We start from the raw sequence: 14,324 nt of genomic DNA, 5'->3' as shown, positions 1-14,324 counted from the left end.
TATTATCCTTCGAGTTCGAAATCCGCCCCGAGCAGCTCGAGCTTCGTGATGAAGTCCTCGTACCCGCGGGCGATGATGCCGACGTTCGAGACCGTCGAACGCCCTTCGGCCGTGAGTGCCGCGATCAGGTGGCTGAAACCGCCGCGCAGGTCGGGCACCTCGATGTCGGCGCCGGTGAGGGTCGCCGGGCCGGAGATGACCGCGGAGTGCTTGAAGTTGCGCTGGCCGAAGCGGCAGGGCCGACCGCCGAGGCACTCCTTGTGCACCTCGATCGACGCGCCCATCTCGACGAGGGCGTCGACGAAGCCGAAACGCTGCTCGTAGACCGTCTCGTGCACGATCGAGACGCCCTTGGCCTTCGCGAGGGCGACGACGAGCGGCTGCTGCCAGTCGGTCATGAAGCCGGGGTGCACGTCGGTCTCGATGATCACGGGCTTCAGCTCGCCACCGGGGTGGTAGAAGCGGATGCCCTCCTCCTCGATCTCGAAGGCGCCGCCGACCTTGCGGAAGACGTTGAGGAACGTGAGCATCTCGGCCTGTCGGGCACCGCCGACGAAGATGTCGCCGTCGGTCGCGAGTGCCGCGGCCGCCCAGCTCGCGGCCTCGTTGCGGTCGAAGAGCGCGCGGTGCGTGTAGCCGTCGAGCTTGTCGACGCCCTCGATGCGGATGACGCGGTCGGTGTCGACCGTGATGATCGCGCCCATCTTCTGCAGGATGTTGATGAGATCCATGATCTCGGGCTCGATCGCGGCACCCGAGAGTTCGGTGATGCCGTCGGCGAGGACGGCGGTGAGCAGGACCTGCTCGGTCGCGCCGACGCTCGGGTACGGCAGCGACACCTTGGCGCCGTGGAGGCCGCCGGGCGCCGACATGCGGATGCCGCTCGGCAGCTTCTCGACGATGGCACCGAAGTTGCGCAGCACCTCGAGGTGGTAGTCGATCGGCCGGTCGCCGATGCGGCAGCCGCCGAGATCGGGGATGAACGCCTCGCCGAGGCGATGCAGGAGCGGTCCGCAGAACAGGATCGGGATCCGGCTCGAGCCCGCGTGGGCATCGATGTCGGCCATGTGCGCGGTGGCGACGCCCGACGGGTCGAGGATGAGCTCGCCCTCCTCGATGCCGTGCGTGACGCTCACGCCGTGCACCTCGAGCAGCCCCCGCACGATGCGCACGTCGCTGATGTTCGGCACGTTCTTCAACACGCTCGGGGTGTCGCCGAGGATCGCCGCCACCATCGCCTTCGTGACGAGGTTCTTGGCGCCCTTCAGCTCGATCCTGCCGCGGAGCGGCTTGCCTCCGTTGATCGTGATCTTGTCGACGTTCAACCCGACTGCCGTTCCATGGTTCTTGGCATCCTGCCCGAGTGTGTTCACAGACTCCCTGATTCCGCCGGCTCCCTGATGGGGAGCGTCTTGGGCCGCCATGCCGCTCGATGTGTCTCGAACTCGGCGATGGCCGCTTCGTCCCGGAGGGTGAGGCCGATGTCGTCCAGGCCCTCCAGAAGCCTCCACCGAGTGTAGTCGTCGATGTCGAACGGCACGGTGAGCGCGCCCGCGCTCACCGTTCGTGCAACGAGATCGACGGTCACCGCTATTCCCGGGTCGGCTTCGACGACCGCCCACAGGCGCTCGATGTCCTCGTAGGCGACCTGTGCGGCGAGCAGGCCCTGCTTGCCCGAGTTGCCGCGGAAGATGTCACCGAACCGCGAGCTGATCACGACGTCGAAACCGTAGTCGCGCAACGCCCAGACGGCGTGCTCTCGGCTCGATCCGGTGCCGAAGTCGGGGCCGGCGATGAGCACCTTCGCGCCCGCGTACTCGGGCCGGTTGAGGATGAACTCGGGGTCCTGGCGCCAGGCGTGGAACAGCGCGTCGTCGAAGCCGGTCTTCGTGACCCGCTTGAGGAAGACCGCGGGGATGATCTGGTCGGTGTCGACGTTCGAGCGGCGCAGCGGCACGGCGACGCCGGTGACGGTCGTGAGCTTCTGCATCAGCGGGCCTCCCCTTCGGTCTGCAGATCCCAGGGGCTCGAGAGCGTGCCCCTGATGGCGGTCGCGGCCGCGACGAGCGGCGAGACGAGGTGCGTGCGGCCGCCCTTGCCCTGCCGGCCCTCGAAGTTGCGGTTCGAGGTCGAGGCGCAACGTTCGCCCGGGGCGAGCTGGTCGGGGTTCATGCCGAGGCACATCGAGCAGCCGGCGAAGCGCCATTCGGCGCCGAACGCCTCGAACACCTTGTCGAGCCCCTCGGCCTCGGCCTCGAGGCGCACGCGTGCTGAGCCGGGCACGACCATCACCCGCACGCCGTCGGCCTTCTGCTTGCCCTCGATGACCGACGCGAACGCGCGCAGGTCTTCGATGCGGCTGTTCGTGCACGAGCCCATGAACACCGCATCGACCTTGATGTCCTTGAGCGGCGTGCCCGGCTCGAGGTCCATGTACTCGAGCGCGCGCTCGGCGGCCGCCCGCTCGTGCTGGTCCGCGATGGCGGCGGGATCGGGCACCGACTCGGAGAGCGACACGCCCTGGCCCGGGTTCGTGCCCCAGGTGACGAACGGCTCGAGCGCGTCGGCGTCGATGAACACCTCGGCGTCGAACTCGGCGCCCTCGTCGGTCGGCAGCGTCGTCCAGTACTCCACGGCCGCATCCCACTCGGCCCCCTCGGGCGCGTGCGCGCGACCCTTCAGGTACGCGAAGGTGGTCTCGTCGGGGGCGACCATGCCGGCGCGCGCGCCGGCCTCGATCGACATGTTGCAGATCGTCATGCGACCGTCCATCGACAGCTCGCGGATCGCCGAGCCGCGGTACTCGAGCACGTAGCCCTGGCCGCCGCCCGTGCCGATCTTCGCGATGACGGCGAGGATGATGTCCTTCGCGGTCACGCCCGGCCGCAGGGCGCCGTCGACGTTGATCGCCATGGTCTTGAACGGCTTCAGCGGCAGCGTCTGCGTGGCGAGCACGTGCTCGACCTCGCTCGTGCCGATGCCGAACGCCATCGCGCCGAAGGCGCCGTGGGTCGACGTGTGCGAGTCGCCGCAGACGACCGTGATGCCGGGCATCGTGAGGCCGAGCTGGGGCCCCACGACGTGGACGATGCCCTGCTCCTTGTCACCGAGGGAGTGCAGGCGGATGCCGAACTCCTTCGCGTTCCTGCGGAGGGTCTCGATCTGCGTGCGGCTCGTCGGGTCGGCGATGGGCCGGTCGATCTGGAGCGTCGGCGTGTTGTGGTCTTCGGTCGCGATCGTGAGGTCGGGGCGGCGCACCGGGCGCCCGGCCATCCGCAGGCCGTCGAACGCCTGGGGGCTCGTGACCTCGTGCACGAGGTGCAGGTCGATGTAGATGAGGTCGGGGGTGCCGTCTTCGCCCTGCTTGACCAAGTGGTCGGTCCAGACCTTCTCGGCCAGGGTGCGGGGACGTGCGACAGCGTCGTGCGCAGCGTTCATTCGTTCGTCTTCCTTCGAGGATCGGTTTCGGCCGACGACGGACTCCGCGACGGGGACGGCCTCAGATCGAAGCCCCGTCGCGGCGACGAAGGAGAAGTCGTGGCGCGCGCATGCCCATCAGGCTAACACCTCGCCGCCGGCGCTTCGGCCGCGAGCGGACATGTGGCGGTCATCGGGCGTCACGCCGAGGGATCCGCGATCAGCGGTGCGTCCCGGCGCCGTCGACCCGCAGCCCGAACTCGCCGAGGTACAGCGCCGACCCGAGGGGCACCACCGTCGCCTCGCCCGGTGGCAGCTCGCGCACCGGTGCGCCCGGCACCTCGACTCGCACCCCGTTCGTCGACCGGAGATCGGTGACGCGCACGCCCGCCTCGACGGGCTCGACGTACGCATGCGTCTTCGAGACGGTACGGGCGGGATCGTCGACCGCGACGGTGCGAGCGCCGGGCACCGCGGACGGCGCCGGGTCGCGGCCGAGCACGACCGGTTGGTCGATGACGGCTTCGAACCCGGATGCCGCGACGAGACGCCGTGCGGGAGCACCGGGCCGCGGAGGCGGAGCCGCCGGCCCCGCCGCCACCACTGGTGCGGGATGCTGCGGCGGCGCCGGAAGCGGTGTTCCGGGCGCGCCGATGACCGGCCCGCCCGGGGCGAAGGTCGGCAGCGTCCTCGGGACGGCCCGAACCGTGCGATCGGGCGCATGCGGCTGCGGCGCCGAGGGCACGATCCCCGGCGGGGGAACGATGAAGTCCGATTCACCCACCGTCCCAGCCTACCGACGACGACGGATCCGATAGCGACTGATGAATCGCCGGGCTCTGCCGACGGCCGCGGTCACCGCAGCCGTCGCCGCCTCGGCCTCGGTCCAGCGACGGGCGACGACCTCGTCGGACACGGGGCGGCCGTCGAAGACGTCCCGGTCGATCGTGGAGGCGAGCGTCGACAACGGCACGCCTTCGGCCGCGGCATCCGCGCCCTGCATCGCATCGCCGAGCCCCTGCTCGACGACCTGCTGCTCGAGGGCCCTCGCGGACTGCAGGCGCGTCGCTCGCGTCGGCGGCTCGAAGCCGAGCTCTGCGTAGCGGTCGACGAGCTCGTCCCAGGCGGCCGCGGCCTGCCGGTCGTTGGGACCGGAGCGACGCCGCCGACGCCGTGCCGCCTTGATCAGCGCCGCGGCGAGCATCGGCAGGAAGACGAGCGCCGCGGGGATCGCGATCGACCCGAGTGCGATCCACACCCATCCCGGAATCTGGAATGGCCGATCCTTGTCGTCGTCGTCCGTGTCGTCGATCTCGACGGTGGCGAGCAGCTCGTCCTCGGTCTGCTCGGCGCGCGGCGGCTGGCGCACCTGCGGCTGCGGCTCCGACTTCGGCTTCGGGGTCTCCTCCTTCGGCACGTCGACCTGGTCGGGCGTGGGGTGGAAGCTCACCCAGCCGATGCCGTCGAACGCGACCTCGACCCACGCGGTGACGTCGTCGCCGACGACCTCCACCTCGTCCTGTCCTTCCGCGACGTCGGGTGCGAACCCCATCACGACGCGCGCCGGATAGCCCAGATCGCGGGCCATGAGCGCCATCGCGGCGGCGTACTGCTCGGCGTCGCCGACCATCTGCGATCGCGTGAAGAGCTCGGTGATGCGATCGGCGCCGTGCCCCGCGCGCGACGCCACCTCGTCGGAGGCGAGGCCGTGGCTCAGGAATCCGTTCGTCTTGAGCGCCTTCTCGATCGCGCGCAGCTGCTCGATCGGGCTCGCGGCGTCGCCGGCGAGCTCGCTCGCCTTGGCCTCGGCCACGTCGGGCGAGTTCTCGACGATCGGCAGGGTGAGGTCGGCGACGGGCACGTCGAGCATGTCGTCGGTGTCGGGCTCGCGCTGCACGTTCGCCGTGAGCTCGTACCGGGTGCCCTCGCCGATGCCGCTCGTGAGCACGGCGGTGCCCGCGTCGGGGTTGTAGCGCAGGTCGCCCGCGCGGGCGGCGCTGGCGGCATCCTGCAAGTGCAGGCTGCTGCCGTAACCGACGGTCGGGAGCCAGACGTCGGAGTAGGCGCCGACCTCGATCTCGACGTCGCGCTTCGAGCCGAGGTCGGCGAGTCCGGGCTCGGGCAGCGACTCGCCCACGATGCCGTACCCCGCGTCGGACCCGGCGTCCTCGGGACCGGCGACGTTCCAGAGGCGGCCGGTGTAGGAGTCCATCGTGGCCAGCCGCAGGGTGTCGCCCGGTTGGAGGCCGCGCACCGTGAACAGCGTCTCCTCGGCGAGGTCCTTCGTGTACTTGCGGAATCCCGACAGCGGGCTCGGGAACTCGAGCGGGTCGAAGGGCGGCACGACCTCGTCGCGCAGCACGAAGCGCTCGGGACTCACCGGTGCGAACGCGACGCCCGCAATCGCGCCGATGGCGACGGCTCCGGCGACGACCGCGCTCGTGCCGGTGATCTTCTGCCGGCGCAGGCGCTTCGCCCCCTCTCCCGTCGCCTCGACGGTCGTCCCGCGGTGCCACGCGATCCAGACCAGGGCGATGACCGCGAAGGCGACGCCGCGGACACCCGCGAAGTACGGCTCGTCGGTGCCGAGCAGGATGCCGGAGAGGTAGAGGAGGGCTGGGCCGATGACGAGCACGCTCGCACGCAGTGCGGTTCGACGCTTGGGCAGCCATCGGGTCGCGAGCATCGTGCCGACGAGCGAGACGAGCCAGGCGGCGAAGTAGGGCAGCGCCGCGATGTAGTACGGCGCCTCGACCGGTGTGCCGATCGTGACGATGTCGGCCCAGCCGAAGACGGCCCCGTAGGCGAGCCCGGCGAGCGACGTGAGCGAGGGCAGCACGGCGACGAGTCCGGTCTCGGGCATCGTGAACGGCGTGCCGAGGAGGAAGTAGGCGGCGACGGCGACGAGCACGGTCGTGAGCACGCCGAGCCGCCAGACCGCGCCGGCGACGGCCGCGAGGGTGCCGACGACGAGCCCGGCGATCGCCGCGACGAGGAAGTTGAGGTCGCCGAAGCTCGTCTCGTAGCCGACGATGCCGAGCAGCGACAGGAGGCTCAGGACGAGCAGGTCGCTGACGACGTTGCGGGGCAGGCGTCTCATGGGCGCACCCTCCGCATCAGCCGAGGAAGGTCGGCGAGCTCGCCGATGGTCGCGACGGTCATGCCCGCGATCTTCGTGAGCGAGCTCGGCGCGCCGAGGTCGATGCGCACGGCGACCGTCTGGGTGTCGTTGCCGAACACCGTCTCGACGGCGCGGAACTCGGCGAGCGGGAGCTGCGAACCGCCGACCGCGATCACGACGCTCGGGGCCGGCAGGCGCTTCGTCGCCTCGCGCACGAAGTCACGCATCGTCGGGTAGGCGCGGTCGACCGGATCGATGCGGCACGAGTCATCCAGCAAGGTCGTCGGCGTCGCCGTGCGCAGGGAGACCCGTTCGGTCGCGACCGAGAGCCGCGTCTTGTCGCGGATGACCTGCACGCCGATCGAGGCGAGCACCGACACCCCGAGCTCGAACTCGTCCTCGGATGCGTAGTGCGCCCGCTCGGTCGACTGCAGGAGCGCGAGCTGCGAACGACGCGTCTCCTCGTACTGGCGGACCATGAGCTGCCCGGTGCGGGCCGACGTGCGCCAGTGCACGTTGCGCAGCGGGTCGCCCGGCTCGTAGGCGCGCAGGGCGTGGAACGAGATGTCGTTGTTCGTGATGACCTTCGTGATCTCGCCCTCGAGGTCGCGGACGAGACCCGCGGCCGACGGCAGCAGGCGCGCGGTCACCGGGTGCACGAAGAGTTCGACCGGGTCGGTCCAGCGCACCGTCCGGCGCAGCATGCCGAGCTGGTCGCCGCGGACGGAGACCGCAGGGCCGGCGACGATCACGGCGCGGCGGTTCGTCGGCACGGCGAAGAGCTCCTCGTGCTCCTCGCCCGGTGCCAGCTGCGGCACGACGAACTCGGCGAGCCCGGCGCCGACCGGGAGCTCGATGCGCGCGGGCGCCGACGGCGCGCCGCCCGCGTTGCGGACGGCGAGCCGTCCGAGTGCGCGTTCACCGGCGACGACTCGGGCGGGCTGCAGCTCGATGCCGACGTCGAAGTGCATCCGACCGAACACGAACGCGATCGAGACGAGCACCGCCGCGAGCAGGGTGAACCCGAGGAACGCGAACTCGATCCAGCCGAAGGCCCACGCGAGCACGAGCGAGACGACGGCGGCGGCGAGCACGAGCCATCCCGTCGTCGAGATCACGCCCGTGACCGGCTCGCAGAAGGCGGCCACCGCGCGCGCCGCGCGCACGACGGCGCGCCGAGCCGCCGTCAGCGACGTCCCGAGCGAACGCGAGACCGTCCTGAGTGCGATGCGTGTCTGCGAGGGCGCCTGCGCCTGGGCCTCCCGCGTGCCGGCCGGTACGCTCATGCCGCCCGGTACGCCGGCGGAGCGACCTCGACCAGGACCCTGTTCACGATGTCCGTCGCGGTCACGCCCGCGAACTCCGACTCGGGATCCACGATGATGCGATGGGCCAGCACCGGCACGGCCAGGTCGCGCACGTCATCGGGCGTGGCGAACGTGCGGCCACGCGAGATCGCTCGCGTCTTCACCGCCCGTGCGAGGGCCAGTGCGCCGCGCATGCTCACGCCCAAGGCCGAATCCCGGTCGTCCCGGGTCGCCGCGACGAGCTCGTTCAGGTACGACAGCACGGCCGCGTCGACGTACACGTCGCTCGCGAGCGCGGACATCGTGGTGATCGACTCGGGGGCGATGATCGGCGACACCTTCGACGCCCGCGCACGGTTCGCCGAGTCGAGCAGCAACGTCACGGCGGTGTCGTGGTCGGGGTACCCGAGCGAGGTCTTGATCAGGAACCGGTCGAGCTGCGCCTCGGGCAGCGAGTACGTGCCGGCCTGCTCGACCGGGTTCTGCGTCGCGATCACCATGAAGGGCGACCCCACCTCGTACGAGACGCCGTCGACCGTGACCCGGCCCTCCTCCATCACCTCGAGGAGGGACGACTGCGTCTTCGGGCTCGCCCGGTTGATCTCGTCGGCCAGCACGATCGAGGCGAAGATGGGGCCACGATGGAACTCGAACTGCCCCTTGCCCTGGTCGTAGATCGTGACGCCGGTGACGTCCGACGGCAGCAGGTCGGGCGTGAACTGGATGCGCGAGTTCGTGCCGTCGAGAGTGTTCGCGAGGGCCTTCGCGAGCACCGTCTTGCCCGTGCCGGGGAAGTCCTCGAGCAGGACGTGCCCGTCGGAGAGCAGTGCCGTCACGACGAGCTCGATGACCTCGCGCTTGCCGAGGATGGCGCGGTCGACGTTGTCGACGAGCTTCGAGAACGCGTCCTGGAACCACAGGGCCTGTTCTTGGGTCACTGACATGCGGGTTTCGTCTCTCTCTTGCTTCGTTGCCGTCGGGTCACACGCGTCACCACGTGTTGTAAGGGATGCTGTTCCACTGGCTGCCGCTGATCGCGCCGAGGGTCTTCGAGGTGCCGCCGCTGACGTTCTCGAAGCGCACCGCGATCGTCTCGCCCGCGGCACGCCGGCCGAGGTGGTTCTGCAGCTCGAGTCGGCCGTCCGCGCCGACGTCGTAGGTCCCCTTGTAGTTGTCCCACGAGCCGTTGACGGTCACGTACACCTGGTAGCGGCCCGGGTCCATGTTGCTCCAGCTGATGCGCACGTTCGCGCAACCGCTGCCGCCGCTGTCGCAGGCGCGGCTCCCGCCCTTGCCGATCGAGCCCGAAGGCTGGGGCGGCGGACGGTTCTCGACGCTGAACCTGATGGAGTTCGCGGGGCCCTCCTTGCCGCTGCCGTTGTTCCTCGCCTTGACGTCGACCGTGTGGCTGCCGGCGCCGAGGTTGCCGAACGTGCGCGACTGGGCCGTGCCCCAGCCCGACCAACCGCCACCGTCGATCTGTGTGGAGTACTGCACGCCTCCGCCACCCGTGTCGGCGGGCGGATCCCACGCGACCGTGACGTCGGCGGGCGCGTAGCCGATGCCGCCCGTGCGCAGGTTCGTGGGCTGGGTCGGCGTGCCGTACGGCGTCTGGGTCATGCTGTTCGACACTTCGGACGTGCCCTTCGCGTTGACCGCGCGCACGGTGAACGTGTACGCCGCACCGTTGCGGAGGCCGTCGATCGTCTGCGGCGTGCCGGCTGCGGCTTCGCCGAACTCCCTCGAGCCGCCGTCGTAGCTCACGATGTAGCCCGTGATCGGCGAGTTGTTCGTGGCGTTGGCGCGCCATGTCACCTGGATGTTGCCGTCTCCGCTCGTCGCGGCGGTGAGCGTCGGCGGGTCGGGCCGATCCCTGACGATCACGGTGACGCGTCCCTGCACCTCGCGCGCCGGGTCCATCGTGGCGTCGCCGATGCGGTAGATGACGCTGAGCTCGCCCGTGAACGATGCACCGGTGCGCACCGTGATGTCGGATTCGGTGTGGCTCACCGACGCGTTCGAGCCCACGCTCGCCGAGTCGATCTCGGCTGCGACGACGCGCAGCTTCTCGCCCTCCGCGTTGAACGGGTTGAAGTCGTTCTCGAGGACGTCGACGAGCTTCGAGTCGCTGCGCACCATCTCGATCGGACCGTCGTCCTTGGCGATGGGCTTCGCGCGCGTCGAGGAGACGACCTTCACGTCGACATAGCCCGGAACCGTGAACGACTCGAACTTGAGGTCGAACGTCAGGCGGGTCGAGGTGCCCGGCTGCACGCCGAGCTCCGACGAGACCTTCAGCGTTCCGCCGTCGATCGACGCCTGGATCTCGTCCGTCGTCCCGGACAGGTTCGTGTACTCGACGCGCTCGATGTTGTCGGGATTCGGCTGGTAGGTCGACGAGCGCAGGTCGACGTCGAGCGGCGCCTCACCGGCCTCGATCGTCTCGGTGCGCGGCGTGAACGTCGGCGGGGTGTCGTTGAAGCTCGGATCGCCGACCGTGATGGGAATGGTGAGGATCGCGACGCGGCCGATGGGGTCGGTCGCGCTCTTGCCGTCGGTCACCTGGAACGTCACGGCGGCAGAGCCCCGGTAATCCTGCTCGGGCACGTACTGCAGCGTCTGGCCGTCGACCATGGGCGCCTCGCCCGCGTTCGTCGCCGACGCCGTGAGGATGAGCGGCGGCTGGCCGGAGGGCACCACGACGATGTCGTCGACGTCCCAGGTGATGCTGCCGTTCATCGGCACGACGACCGGCTCCATGTCGGCGAGGTGCGGTGCGGGGAACTTCGCCTTCTCTTCGGCGGCGAGCTCTTCGGGGGTCTTCGGCCGCTGGGTCTCCTCGACGACGGGCTCCTCGTCTCCGCCGGGGATCGGCGGCACGATGACGAACGCCATCGCATCGAGTTCGTCGAGCTCGTTGGTCAGTCGATAGGCGACCGCGAACCGATCGCGGCCCGGCTTCACGTCGATGCTGCCGTCGGAGAGCACCTCGGCGCGATCGGCGTTGGGGCCCTCGACGCTCACCTTGAGGTCCTCGACGAGTCCTCCGGGGTTCGTCGCATCGTTGAGCGGGCGAACGTTGACCTTGTCGACGTCGACGACCTCTTCGGGTTCGATGACCTGGTCCTCGGCGGTGGGCGGCGGGATCACGGCGTCCTTCGAGACCGCGATCTGCAGGAAGGCGGCATCGGCGCCGCCGTGACCGTTCGAGATCTCGTACCGCACGGTGTAGGCGCCCTCGGTCTCGGGGGCCGTCACGACGACGCGCCGCCGGTCGCGGACCTCGGCCTCGATGCCCTCGTCGACGTCGGGGAGCCCCGCGACGCGCAGCTGGTAGCCGGACGGGTCGGAGTCGTTGAGCAGCACCTCGACGCCGACGGTGCGGCCGGGCTTCATCTCGATCGTGTCGTCGACCGCCTTCGGCGGCAGCTGCACCGCCGGCCGCGGGATGACGCCGATGCGCACGGTGCCCTTCGATTTCGCGCCCTGCGTGTCTTCGACCTCGTACTGGAAGGTGTCGGTGCCCGCGGATCCGGTCAACGCCTCGTAGGTGATCGACGTGCTCGTGCGCTCGAGGATGCGTCCGAGCGACGGCGCCGAGGCGATGCCCGTCAGCGTCACCGAATCGCCGTCGGGGTCGATGCCGTCGAGCGGGACGTCGATCTTGACCGCCGAACCCTCGAAGGTGCGCGAGGTGAGCGGCGTCGGAAGCGGCGCACGGTTGTTCGCGGGGTCGGGACCGACCACCGTGAAGTGCACCGTCGCGCGCGCGGTCTGCTCGAAGTCGTCTCCGACCGTGTAGACCGCGCTGTAGACGCCCGGCGTCTTCGGAGCCTGGAACCGCACCTCGTCGCCGTTGACGAACGCGAGGCCGCCCTCGGCGTCGACCTTCGACAGCTCGGGCAGCACGTGGATCGCCGCGGCGTCGGGGTGGTAGTCGTTGCGCAGCACGGGGACGGTGACGATGTCGCCCGCGCGCACGTTCACGCTGTCGTCGGCCGCGACGGGCGGTTGGTGCTTGACGAGCGGCGGCACGGGCACGACGGCGACGCTCGCGGTCGCGGTGTTCACGCCGTCGGAGATCGTGTACTCGAACTCGAGCTGGCGGTCGATCGCCTCGGAGGCCGTGACGCGTGCGACCGTGTTCGTCAGGATCTCGACGGAGACGAGGTCGTCGGTCGCCGAGTCGTCGACGGACTGCACGGCGAGCACCCGGCCCGACGGCGAGACGTCGTTCGCCAGGAGCGGCACCGTGGTCGGCTCGCCCGGCCGGAGGTAGGCCGTGTCCTTCACGGCGATGGGCTTCGGCTCGTCGTCGGGCGTCTCGGCGACCTGCACGCGGATGAGGCCGACGCTCACGGCGGTGTCGGCGGCGAGGTCGTAGAGGAAGACGTACTCGCCCGGCTCGTCGGCCGAGAACGTGATGGTGCCGCGTTCGAGGTTCGGGGTCACCGTCGCACCGTCGGGCACCTCCTCGACGCCGGCGAGCGACAGCGGGGCGCCCGAGGGCGTCAGGTCGTTCGCGAGCGGCTCGATCGCGACCGCCTCGCCGACGAAGACCTGCGCGAAGTCGGGCGTGCCGACCGGGTTGAGGGTGCCGGTGGGCTTCACTTCGACCTCGAGGGTGCCGGCGGACTCGGTCTGCCCGTCGGAGACGACGTACTGCACCTCCTTCGTGCCGAGCTCGCCCGAGCGGTGCCCGAAGGTGACCTGGCCGTCGGGGCTGAACCGCACGGAGTCGCCGCTCGTCGGCGACGCGTTCACGAGGTACACGTCGTCGCCGTCGGGGTCGTTCCAGTCGGCCAGCACGTTGTACGAGATCTGCCGGTTCTGCTCGACGCTCGTCGCCGCGGTGCGCATCGACACGGGCGCCTCGTTCTCGCTCTCGGGCGTGATGCGCACGTTCACGGATGCCTCGGCGACGCCCCCGCGTCCGTCGTCGACGGAGTACCGGAACGAGGCGGTGCCAGCCGCACCGTCATCGGGGGTGAACTGGAGCGCTCGCCCGCCGTCGATGAGTTCCAGTCGGCCCTGCGCACCGCTCACGGCCGGCAGTTCGGCCACGGTGAGCACGTCGCCGTCGGGGTCGGTGTCGTTCTCGAGCACCTCGAGGATCGTCGTGCGTTCTGGCCGTACGCCGAACTCGTCGTCGCGCGCGACCGGGGGACGGTTGACGGGCCCCCGTTCCGCGAGCGTGTCCTCGAAGTTCTGGCGGGAGCTCTTCTCCTCGCCCTCCTCGTCGTCCGACTCCTCGGGCGGGGTGACCTCCTCCCAGTTGTCGACGAGTCGGAGGTCGGAGTCGACCAGCCAGGCGTTGCCGTTCGAGAGGTTGTTGAGCACGATGACGTTGCGGTTGACGCGGAACTCGAGCCGCCCGCCCGCCGTCTTCTGCTCGATCTCCTGCGACCGGGGGTCCTCGCCGTCGCAGGCGGCGAGGTAGCTCGCCGAATTCGCCCAGGCGCCGTGCGCGCAGCCGTTGAGCCAGACCGGTGCCGCGACCTGCGACGCCTTCTCGGCTTCGACTTCGCCGCCGCTCGGGATGACGCGGACCTCTCCCCCGGCGAGCGGTGCCTCGAGCAGTGCACCCGCGCTCGCGACGAGGGCGACGTCGTGCTCGGCGCCGGACTGCTGCAGTCGCAGGCCCTGCTCGGGCAGGTCGACGGCGACGTCGCCCGAGATCAGGCGGTTCTGGTCTTCGTCGAGGATGACGGCGCGCTCGCCCACGGCGGCGAGCTGGTGCTCGCCGAGCTTCGGCGTGCTGCGCTTCTGCGGGTCGGCGCCCACGGCGATCGTGTACAGCGCCTTCTTGCCCGGTCGGGTCGCGAAGACGGTGCCTTCGCTCGAGACGGCGACCCTGGCCCCCTCGCCGAGCTTCAGGAGCGGGTCGGTGCCGGCGGCGTCGAAGGAGAGCGCGGACCCGGCCTGCACCGTCCACAGCTCGCCCTTCGGCGAGAGCACCGCGATGACCTCGCCGCCGTAGGCGACCTGCGAGCCCGGGGGCACGTCGATGCGTTCGGTGAGCGTGGTGAACGAGGGATCGATGCGCTCGATCGAGCCGATGCTGCGGTCGTAGAGGAACGCGTCGTCGCCGTTCTGCAGGACGTCGAACTCGTTCGTTGCCGTGTTGACGGCCGCGTCGAGCTCGCCGATCGGCCGGTTGAGGCGGCCGGCGAGCAGATCGTGCTCGTTGAGGACCCAGACGTCTCGCGCGTCGAGGTCGGGGTCGGTCACGGGGAACCCCTGGTGCAGCACTGCGAAGGTCAGCGGTACCCCCGCGATGAGCGTGAGTGCGAGCGTCGTCGCCGTCGCCTTGCGCGTGCGCACCCAGGACGTGAAGGATCCCACCACTTCTCCCCTGATGCACCACGAATCGGATCGGGCCGATCGGCCCCCACAACGGGGTACACGGTAACACGGGGATCCGACGCGGTCACATGGGGAGTCGTCCCCATGCGCAACAGTCGCTGATCGTCGCGGTG

8 protein-coding genes are annotated in these 14,324 nt (G+C 70.3%); all 8 read right to left on the bottom strand.

Going from position 1 to position 14,324, the window contains the following annotated elements; all coding sequences use genetic code 11:
• Nucleotides 1-2 precede the first annotated feature (2 nt).
• Nucleotides 3-1,373 carry a UDP-N-acetylglucosamine 1-carboxyvinyltransferase gene (gene murA, locus ACFWGP_RS17580; RefSeq protein WP_231430712.1) on the bottom strand — a complete coding sequence of 457 codons (1,371 nt, stop codon included), beginning with the start codon at nucleotides 1,371-1,373 and terminating at the stop codon, nucleotides 3-5.
• Complete coding sequence (gene leuD / locus ACFWGP_RS17575) at nucleotides 1,370-1,990, bottom strand: 3-isopropylmalate dehydratase small subunit (RefSeq protein ID WP_376931476.1); 621 nt, start codon at nucleotides 1,988-1,990, stop codon at nucleotides 1,370-1,372. The genes murA and leuD overlap by 4 nt, the downstream gene beginning before the upstream one ends.
• Complete coding sequence (leuC, locus tag ACFWGP_RS17570) at nucleotides 1,990-3,438, bottom strand: 3-isopropylmalate dehydratase large subunit (protein ID WP_376931475.1); 1,449 nt, start codon at nucleotides 3,436-3,438, stop codon at nucleotides 1,990-1,992. Before leuC ends, leuD begins: the two co-directional genes overlap by 1 nt.
• Nucleotides 3,439-3,637: 199 nt before the next feature.
• Nucleotides 3,638-4,201, bottom strand: coding sequence for an FHA domain-containing protein (locus ACFWGP_RS17565; RefSeq protein WP_231430709.1), 564 nt, complete (start codon nucleotides 4,199-4,201; stop codon nucleotides 3,638-3,640).
• A gap of 9 nt (nucleotides 4,202-4,210) precedes the next feature.
• Complete coding sequence (locus ACFWGP_RS17560) at nucleotides 4,211-6,517, bottom strand: transglutaminase domain-containing protein (RefSeq protein WP_376931474.1); 2,307 nt, start codon at nucleotides 6,515-6,517, stop codon at nucleotides 4,211-4,213.
• Nucleotides 6,514-7,824, bottom strand: coding sequence for a DUF58 domain-containing protein (locus ACFWGP_RS17555; RefSeq protein WP_231430707.1), 1,311 nt, complete (start codon nucleotides 7,822-7,824; stop codon nucleotides 6,514-6,516). The genes ACFWGP_RS17560 and ACFWGP_RS17555 overlap by 4 nt, the downstream gene beginning before the upstream one ends.
• Nucleotides 7,821-8,789 (bottom strand): MoxR family ATPase, encoded by a 969-nt coding sequence (locus tag ACFWGP_RS17550; RefSeq protein WP_231430706.1) that lies wholly within the window; start codon nucleotides 8,787-8,789, stop codon nucleotides 7,821-7,823. The genes ACFWGP_RS17555 and ACFWGP_RS17550 overlap by 4 nt, the downstream gene beginning before the upstream one ends.
• A 46-nt stretch (nucleotides 8,790-8,835) precedes the next feature.
• Complete coding sequence (locus ACFWGP_RS17545; protein ID WP_376931473.1) at nucleotides 8,836-14,190, bottom strand: Ig-like domain-containing protein; 5,355 nt, start codon at nucleotides 14,188-14,190, stop codon at nucleotides 8,836-8,838.
• Nucleotides 14,191-14,324: the final 134 nt, after the last annotated feature.

This window comes from Agromyces sp. NPDC127015 (genome assembly GCF_042725165.1).
Classification (GTDB): domain Bacteria; phylum Actinomycetota; class Actinomycetes; order Actinomycetales; family Microbacteriaceae; genus Agromyces; species Agromyces chromiiresistens.
This window is presented reverse-complemented; position numbering and strand designations above follow the sequence as displayed.

Bases quoted from the DNA above. Each gene is read 5' to 3' on its own strand.
- leuD (WP_376931476.1), bottom strand. From the start codon at position 1,990: ATGCAGAAGCTCACGACCGTCACCGGCGTCGCCGTGCCGCTGCGCCGC.
- leuC (WP_376931475.1), bottom strand. From the start codon at position 3,438: ATGAACGCTGCGCACGACGCTGTCGCACGTCCCCGCACCCTGGCCGAG.
- ACFWGP_RS17560 (WP_376931474.1), bottom strand. From the start codon at position 6,517: ATGAGACGCCTGCCCCGCAACGTCGTCAGCGACCTGCTCGTCCTGAGC.
- ACFWGP_RS17555 (WP_231430707.1), bottom strand. From the start codon at position 7,824: ATGAGCGTACCGGCCGGCACGCGGGAGGCCCAGGCGCAGGCGCCCTCG.
- ACFWGP_RS17550 (WP_231430706.1), bottom strand. From the start codon at position 8,789: ATGTCAGTGACCCAAGAACAGGCCCTGTGGTTCCAGGACGCGTTCTCG.